Origin of the sequence: Candidatus Neptunochlamydia vexilliferae, from assembly GCF_015356785.1 — a bacterium.
Taxonomy (GTDB): domain Bacteria; phylum Chlamydiota; class Chlamydiia; order Chlamydiales; family Simkaniaceae; genus Neptunichlamydia; species Neptunichlamydia vexilliferae.
Genome location: NZ_JAAEJV010000025.1, coordinates 21,726 through 29,202, shown reverse-complemented (window position 1 = coordinate 29,202; position 7,477 = coordinate 21,726). Strand labels below are relative to the sequence as shown.

Here is a 7,477-nt window from a genome sequence, read left to right as displayed (position 1 = left end):
CCGACACAGCTTCGGAGCCGAAGGCGAAGAAAAGCTACGTCGTGAAGTGTCCACATTTCGTGAAGTGTTACCTCAGCATGCTGTATTTTGAACCATGCCAAAAAATCTCAACCAATCTATCCTCAATTTTAGGGTTGACAGAGCAATAGTGGGTTGCATGAGTCTATATCTTTTGCCTCAAATAAGGAAGGAGATATTTGACTGTTGAGCACACAAGTTGCGCTTTTATCTCATGAGCAATGAGTTGGCGGGTAGGAAGTTCACGAATAGGGGTGTGGATGGGCAGGAGCGCACGGGCAATGAGAGTAATGGGGATCGAAAAAGTCGTGCTAATGGCAATATCCCTTAAGGTTCCCTTAAAGGTAAGTGTCTCTTTTCCTCCTCAGTATTTCCTATCACTCGGCCCCAGATGCGCCCACAGATGCCCTCAAGGGGAACAAAAAAGTTATAAATTTTTTTGTTCCCAGACATCCCTTTTTTAGAAAAAAATGTTAAAGCATAGTGGGTGGCAAAATAGGTGATATATTCATCGCGATGGGGGGGGATTTAAAGTAAGGGGAACCAGCAAGGGCTGTTGAAATCCCAATCTGTAAAAAAAGCTTCCAATTTTAAATTCATATTTAACGCATATTTGTTTATTTTTTTTAATTATTATATGTTTATTGCATTAAAATAAAATAATAAAAATTAATTTAACAAAAACAAAATAGAGGCTGTTTGAGGGGGGTGAGATCCTCTGTTTTGGGGGGTTGGCAAAAAAGAAAGAATTCTGTATGCTGGTGCGTCATGTAGATTAATGATAAGGACCAGCTGAAATGGCAACGCGAAAAAATAGCACCATTCTATTGACGAAAGAAGAAGCCCAGGCGGCAAGAGGGTGGATTACCCTCGATGCGAAAGGGAAAACCCTTGGCCGATTTGCTTCAGAAGTCGCCCAAATTCTCCGCGGGAAGCATAAGACAACCTTCACCCCTAATGCAGATTCTGGGGATGGGGTGATCATCATCAATGCTGACCAGATTGCAGTAAGTGGTAATAAGGAAGCACAGAAAGTGTACCGTCACTACACCGGACATATGGGAGGACTCAGAGAAATCCCTTACCGGACAATGATGCAGCGGAAACCGACCTATATCATCCGCCGTGCTGTTCAGGGGATGATGCCAAAAACAAAATTAGGAAAAGCGCAGCTTAAAAGACTTCGGATTTTTGCTGGCGATACACACAACCAACAGGCGCAAAAGCCACTATCTGTAGAGGTATAAAAAGACTATGGCAACGAAAAAGATCAACGAATTGATTGGAGTAGGAAGACGCAAAACAGCGATTGCTTCTGTGAGACTTCGCAAAGGGAAAGGAAATATCGACGTGAATGGACGGACACTGGAAGAGTATTTTACCACTCCACTCCAAAGAGAAACGATTCTTTCTCCTTTAAAGAAGCTAGAGCTTGAAGGAAATTACGATATTATCATCCGCGCCAAAGGGGGTGGAATCGAAGGTCAAATGATTGCTGCTCGCTTGGGTATTGCCCGTGCTCTTGTCCAAGAAGATGAAGAGCGGCGTGGCTCTCTTAAGGGAGAAGGGTTTCTGACTCGTGATCCCCGCAAGCGTGAGCGACAGAAGTGTGGTCAACCTGGAGCGCGTAAAAAGTTCCAGTTCTCAAAGAGATAAGAACCAATCACCTCTCTTTTTTTTTATGGACCCCAGGAATTTCTTCTGGGGTTTTTTATTGGCTATATTTTTTTGTCAGGTAGTCCATATAGGGCTGAGGAGAAAGGGGGGCGCCTGTTGCCCTCTCGATGAGGGTCAGAGCGGGAAACTCTCTGCCGTGGCGGTGGACCTTTTCTAAAAGGAAATGGCGTATGAAGGCAAGGTCTCCGTTGGTGGTGCGCATTTCCCAGTCGGGGAAGGTTTTTTGGAAAGTATCGAAGAATTGGCTGGCGTAGATATTGCCAAGGGCGTAAGTGGGGAAATAGCCGATCAGTCCACAGGACCAATGGACATCTTGAAGACATCCATTCATATCCGTATCGGGGGTGACCCCGAGCGAGTTTTCCATCTTCTCATTCCAGATATGGGGGAGGTCAGCGAGATTGAGAGTACCGGCGATAAATTCTTTTTCGATTTCATAGCGGAGGATGATGTGGAGGATGTAGGTTACCTCGTCGGCAAAGACCCGGATAAGGGAGGGCTCGACCTGGTTGATCGCTTGGTAGAAGTGATCGAGTGTAATGCCTTGGAGCTGCTCGGGGAATATTTCAAGAAGTTTCGGATAGGCAAACTCCCAAAAGGGGCGTCCTTGCCCGATAAAGCACTCCCACCAGCGGGATTGACTCTCATGGATTCCCATGGTGCAATATTCGGCTAACGGGGTTCCAAAATCTTCGACGGGAAGGCCGAGCTCATAGAGGGCATGTCCCCCTTCGTGCATCACAGCCGAGATATTTTTAAAAAAGCCGGAGGAAGAGGTGTGGGTGGTGAGGCGGACGTCATGGGGATGAGGAGCGGTGCAAAAGGGGTGGGTTGAAAAATCAAGGCGAAATTTTTCGGGATCGAGCTTCATCTTATCTAAAAGAAAGTGGCAAAATTCCATCTGCTTGTCACGGGGAAACTGGGCGGTTAAAAAGGCGGTGCTAACCTTCTTTTTTGCAGCAAGTTTTTTGGTGAGATCGGTGAGGAAGGGTTTTAGGGTTCCAAAAAGGGTGTCGAGCTCTTGAGTCGTGACCCCGGGCTCATAAAGATCGAGAAGGGCATCATAAGGGTGATCTTTAAACCCAAGATAGGCAGCTTTTTGTTGGTTAAGGGTGACGATATTTTCAAGGTAAGGGAGGAAGGCTTCGAAGCTATTTTCTTCTCTTGCTTTTTGCCAGGCGTGAGTCCCTTTTGAGTTTGCTTTAGCAAGCTTTTTGACAAAGTCAGCGGGAAGCTTAGCATCTTTGATATACTCGCCGTAGAATTCTTCAACGGAGCGCTTTTTTCGGTTGCTTAAGTCCTCTCCTTTAAGCTCCCCACTTTCTAGATCGATCAGCTTTTCTAGGGCTTTTTTAAAGGTGGCGCTGGTTTTCTTTTCATGAATGAGAAAAGAGATAAGCTCGACCTGCTCTGATCGGGAGGTGATCCCCCCTTTTGGCATGTAGGTTTCTTGGTCCCACTCGAGAAGCATGGCAACGCCAGAAAGGGTCCGGATTTCCTTCCCCAGTTCCTGAAGTTTTTCGTAGTCTTCTAAGCTTTTTGACATTCTTTCCTCCTAGGAGCCAATTATAAAATGACTGATGATCGCTTTTCGGCTCTTTTCACTGATTTTTCCGTTTCATAGAAATACCCTTATTTTGTAATTGGCTCCCAAGTTTCTTTTCTATAGCAGTAATGCACCTATTTGCAAAGGGGGTTGCAAAGGCAAGGGTTGTCGCAACAATCGCGATCGAAGCGCTTCCGATGAGAGTATCGGTGAGCCAGTGGGCTCCTGCAATGAGGCGGGGAAGGCAGAAAAAGATCGCATAAACCGTCGCAATGGCTCCTGCACGCTTTCCCATAAGGTGGAAAATCAGACAGGTAAATAAGATGGCGGTCGTTGCATGGTCTCCTGGAAAGCTTTTATGAGAGCGGTCCTTCACCTTAATCCAATCGATCACGCTAGAAAGGCGGAAGGCCGTTTTGTCGACGATTGTGGGGCTATCTCTACGGAAGTGGAGAAAGTCGGGGGCAAGGGGGCCATTGAGAAACCAAATGATCAATGCAATAAAAAGGGTGGAAAAAATCAGCTCGGCCACCTTCCGTTTTTTAAGTTCTTTAGAGGCCCACTTAATACTAAAGAAGAAAAAGAGGAGCATGATGAGGTCGTGGATATAGTCCATGATCCGATGACCGGTAAAGGCCCAAAAGTTTTGCCAAAAAGGGCTTTTATGGATCCAAGCATTAAGGAGGTTAAAGGCCTTTTGGTCGAGGAGGTCCCAAAGGGGGCGGGTGTAGGGGCTCAGCCAACTGATCCAAACAAGACAGACAATAAGGAGAGGGATGAACAATTTCTTCATGATTTTATCAGTTAGCAATCATAGGTTTAGACACATTTTAAGGAACCGCCCTCCAAAAATGAAGGAAAAAAGGATCGGAAGGGGAAAGATCGCCCAAAAGGGGGATAAAGCTCCTGTCTCTCCTAGGACCATACAGCCATCCATGATGGTAAAAAAGGTGATATAACCAAAAATGGTGAGGGCAAAGATGAGAAAGGTGGGGAGGTTTCTGACCGAAGGGACGCAGAAGGGGGCAGCGCCGAGGAGGACAAGGACGGGGAGCCAAGGCATCACAATTTTAAAGTAAAGGTGGGTCAGGGCAATGGGCCTTTTATCCTCAAAAAGAGGGGCTTGGCTCGTCCCTATCTGGATCAGCTCTGTAATCGAGCGGTTGTCCATCCCCTGTTCGAAGTAGTTTTCCAGGTCAAAATTGAGGTGGAGGTTTTTGAAGGTGTGGCTCAAGTAAGAGGCGGTTTTTTCCATCCCTTTTTCTTTCCGCTCCATCAGATCGACGAAGGTTCCCTCTCCACGGCTCGATAAGGTTTTCATGTAATACACCTTATCTTGGGAAGCGATCCAGAAAAGGTCGAAAAACTCTTTTTTGACCGGGTCATAGTACTGGTATAAGAGGCGGCTCCCATCCTCTAAGGGGAGGATGTGGATCTTCTCTTTTTTCTCTTTCCGCTTGCTCTTTTTCTTGAGATATTTTTTTTCGAACTGGCTGATATAGCTAAACGATTTTGGGGCAACGAACTCAAAGTTGAGGTAACTGAGCCCCACACAGAGGAGTCCCACAAAGAAAAAGGGGCGGGTGAGTTTATGGAGAGCGACCCCTGCGGTTTGAAGCGCTAACAGCTCATTTCTCCGGTTGAGCGTTGTCAACACCTTGACGCTCGAGATGAGCAAGGCAAGGGGAAGGAGGAGGTCACACCGCCTTGAAAAAAGCATCCCATAATAGACCCCAAGACCTTTCCATTTAATCGTATCACTCTTGAGGATTTCTTGCATGTGCATCGAATAATCGACAAGGACATAGAGGGCAAAAAAGGAAAAGAGGAAGAGGAAGAAAACCTTAAGGATTTCACGGAGAAAATACCTTTGCCAGATCATTCAATCCCTCCAAGAATCCGTCTTTGGAACCATAGAGAGGTGAAGACAAGGATCGGAAAGGGTAGGCTATAACAGATCATCATCTTATAGGTTTCAAGTTCAAAAGATTTAGCCGCAATCGAGCAGATAAAGGTCAATGCGGCGAAGAGTAGGGCGACGTAGAGTCCTTTTTTCTTTTTTCCCCGTCCAATCTCAAGGCCAACAGAGAAGCCGAGAAGGGTAAAAGCAAAGGTCATTGCAGGAAAAAAAATGCGGCGGCACAGTTCAAACCGAGCCCGTTTGACTATTTTAGGGTGAACCGGTTGATTGGAAAATGTTTGAAGAAGGGCTTTCATTGGCAAATGTTCAACCCCAAGCCTATAGGTTTTCTTTTTCATCAAAGAAGAAAGGGCCATTGCTGAGGTGGACATCTCTTTTTGGTTTTCGATAATGAGATTGTCATAAAGGTCCGCCCGCTCTTCAGGAATATGAGAGATCAGGGTGACCTCTTCACCACTCATCAAGTTATCTTCAACAGTCAGCTTTTTAGCAAGCATCAAGTTCAGCCGTCCACTACTTTCATTTTTTACTGCGATAATCACATTATTTGCCTCCTTTCCCAGCTCGGTCATTTTCATATCGACATAGGAGTCTTTCAGTTTAAGCATTTTTGATTTCTTCATCAGAAAGAGGGGATTGATCGTCGCGGCACTTTGAATGAGGTGGTGGGAAAGGTGGCGGCAGCGAGGGGTTACCTCCGAGACAATCGCAAAATTAACTACCGAAAGTAAAAAGGCAGCCATAAGAAGGGGAGTGCCCAGCGTTTTGACCGGGATACCAGCGGCCCGAAAAGCGGTGAGCTCATGGTTATATGAAAGGCGTCTAATTAGAAGAATTGCTGAGATCAACCCTGAAATGGGAATGGCAATGGGCAAGATATAGGGGATTTGAAAGAGGGTAAAGAGAGCAATCTTCCCAATTTCAGAATTTAGAGCAACAAGCCGCGCAATTTCCTGGACACGGGTAACGAGGAGAACAGCAATAAACCCCATCACGCAGAGGAGGAACACTTGAAAATAGTTTTTGAGTAAGTAGCGCCAAAGCAGCGGCATTGTTTACCAAAGTTTATAAAAAATATGCACTTATTGTACCCTAGTGGGTATATTATGCTCAAACAGGTTGTCAAAGACTTTCTCACTCTCCGCCTCGAAAAAGGGGCTAAGATCCTTTTAGGACTTTCAGGAGGAGCCGACTCGATGGCCCTTCTCCACCTTTTAGTGGAGTCGAAGGAAACCCTCGATTTTTCCCTCCATGTGGCCCATGTTGACCATGGGTGGCGAGAAGAAAGCGCTCGAGAAGCAGAGGCTTTAAAACAGGTTGCTTCCCACCTCAAACTCTCCTTTCACCTTCACCGCCTCGAAAAAATGAAAGGGGGCGATCTCGAAAACCGGGCGCGTGAGGAGCGGCTCGCTTTTTTTTCTCGGCTCCATAAAGAGGAAGGGTTTCAGGCGCTCCTCTTAGCCCATCATGCGGGAGATCAGGCTGAAACGGTCTTTAAAAGAATCGCAGAAGGGGCTGGGCTTAAAGGGCTTGGGGGGCTTTATGAGGAGCGTTTACTCGGGAGCTTGTGCGTATGGCGCCCCCTCCTTTCTATGAGAAAAGAGGCCTTGATTCATTACCTTAATAAAAAGAAGCTTCATTACTTTGAAGATGCCACGAACCAAGACACCTCTTATCTCCGTTCCCGGATGCGGGTAGAACTCTTTCCCCAGCTGGAAAAGATTTTTGGAAAGCGGATGGAAGGAAATTTTGCAAAGCTTGGGAAGATGTGCCAAGAGCTCTCTCTTTATTTTGAAGAGAGGGGAGGTGACATTGAAAAAAAACTCGTCCATGGACCCTTTGGCGCCTACCTCGATCTTCGACTGGGGATTCATTCCCTTGAGCTTAAATATTTTTTAAAGGGATTAGCCCCCTTTTCCTATGATGCGCTGGAAGTACTGATGAAGCTGATCCGACAAAAACGTCCTTCGGGGAAGATCCATGTGGGCTCAACCACCTTTCAGCTCAGCCGCTCCCACCTTTTTATCTATCAGGAGCCTTTTCCTAGCTTTTTTGAGACCCCTGAGCTTTGGAAAGAGGGGGGTGATGGGAGTTGGGAAGCCTTTTGGCAGGGGGAGGTTGCGATTCCAAAAGGAAATTATAGCCTTGAAAAGCTCTCCAATTTAGAGCCGCTCATTCGAAAAAAAATTAAGAAGGGGTATGGGGCTAAGGGGGTTCCCTCGTTTTTCTACGACAAGCTACCAATTTTTGCATTTGGCTCTATCCAGAAAAAGAGAAATCTTTTACTCTAGAGATCTAAAAACTAGTCAGTTGTT

7 protein-coding genes are annotated in these 7,477 nt (G+C 46.2%); 3 read left to right on the top strand and 4 right to left on the bottom strand.

The window, feature by feature from the left end; genetic code table 11:
* Window positions 1–815 precede the first annotated feature (815 nt).
* Together rplM and rpsI are read left to right on the top strand one after the other, a co-directional pair.
* A complete protein-coding gene (gene rplM / locus NEPTK9_RS05445; RefSeq protein ID WP_194847822.1) occupies window positions 816–1,265 on the top strand; it encodes a 50S ribosomal protein L13 in 450 nt (149 codons plus the stop codon).
* 7 nt (window positions 1,266–1,272) lie between these two features.
* Window positions 1,273–1,674, top strand: a complete 402-nt coding sequence (rpsI, locus tag NEPTK9_RS05440; RefSeq protein ID WP_194847821.1) for a 30S ribosomal protein S9 — start codon at window positions 1,273–1,275, stop codon at window positions 1,672–1,674.
* A 55-nt stretch (window positions 1,675–1,729) separates the two neighbouring features.
* Here rpsI and NEPTK9_RS05435 read toward each other — a convergent pair whose 3' ends face one another.
* From NEPTK9_RS05435 to NEPTK9_RS05420, 4 genes are read right to left on the bottom strand one after another with little or no spacing between them, the layout of a single operon-like run.
* Window positions 1,730–3,241, bottom strand: a complete 1,512-nt coding sequence (locus tag NEPTK9_RS05435) for a carboxypeptidase M32 (RefSeq protein WP_194847820.1) — start codon at window positions 3,239–3,241, stop codon at window positions 1,730–1,732.
* A gap of 55 nt (window positions 3,242–3,296) precedes the next feature.
* Complete coding sequence (locus NEPTK9_RS05430; protein ID WP_194847819.1) at window positions 3,297–4,034, bottom strand: phosphatase PAP2 family protein; 738 nt, start codon at window positions 4,032–4,034, stop codon at window positions 3,297–3,299.
* Between the two features lie 18 nt (window positions 4,035–4,052).
* Window positions 4,053–5,123, bottom strand: coding sequence for an LptF/LptG family permease (locus tag NEPTK9_RS05425; protein ID WP_194847818.1), 1,071 nt, complete (start codon window positions 5,121–5,123; stop codon window positions 4,053–4,055).
* Window positions 5,120–6,214, bottom strand: a complete 1,095-nt coding sequence (locus NEPTK9_RS05420) for an LptF/LptG family permease (protein ID WP_194847817.1) — start codon at window positions 6,212–6,214, stop codon at window positions 5,120–5,122. The genes NEPTK9_RS05425 and NEPTK9_RS05420 overlap by 4 nt, the downstream gene beginning before the upstream one ends.
* Window positions 6,215–6,268: 54 nt before the next feature.
* Here NEPTK9_RS05420 and tilS point away from each other — a divergent pair, with 54 nt between their 5' ends.
* Entirely contained in the window at window positions 6,269–7,453 is a 1,185-nt protein-coding gene (gene tilS / locus NEPTK9_RS05415; protein ID WP_194847816.1) for a tRNA lysidine(34) synthetase TilS, read from the top strand.
* Window positions 7,454–7,477 lie beyond the last annotated feature (24 nt).

Bases quoted from the DNA above. Each gene is read 5' to 3' on its own strand.
- rplM (WP_194847822.1), top strand. From the start codon at position 816: ATGGCAACGCGAAAAAATAGCACCATTCTATTGACGAAAGAAGAAGCC.
- rpsI (WP_194847821.1), top strand. From the start codon at position 1,273: ATGGCAACGAAAAAGATCAACGAATTGATTGGAGTAGGAAGACGCAAA.
- NEPTK9_RS05435 (WP_194847820.1), bottom strand. From the start codon at position 3,241: ATGTCAAAAAGCTTAGAAGACTACGAAAAACTTCAGGAACTGGGGAAG.
- NEPTK9_RS05430 (WP_194847819.1), bottom strand. From the start codon at position 4,034: ATGAAGAAATTGTTCATCCCTCTCCTTATTGTCTGTCTTGTTTGGATC.
- NEPTK9_RS05425 (WP_194847818.1), bottom strand. From the start codon at position 5,123: ATGATCTGGCAAAGGTATTTTCTCCGTGAAATCCTTAAGGTTTTCTTC.
- NEPTK9_RS05420 (WP_194847817.1), bottom strand. From the start codon at position 6,214: ATGCCGCTGCTTTGGCGCTACTTACTCAAAAACTATTTTCAAGTGTTC.
- tilS (WP_194847816.1), top strand. From the start codon at position 6,269: ATGCTCAAACAGGTTGTCAAAGACTTTCTCACTCTCCGCCTCGAAAAA.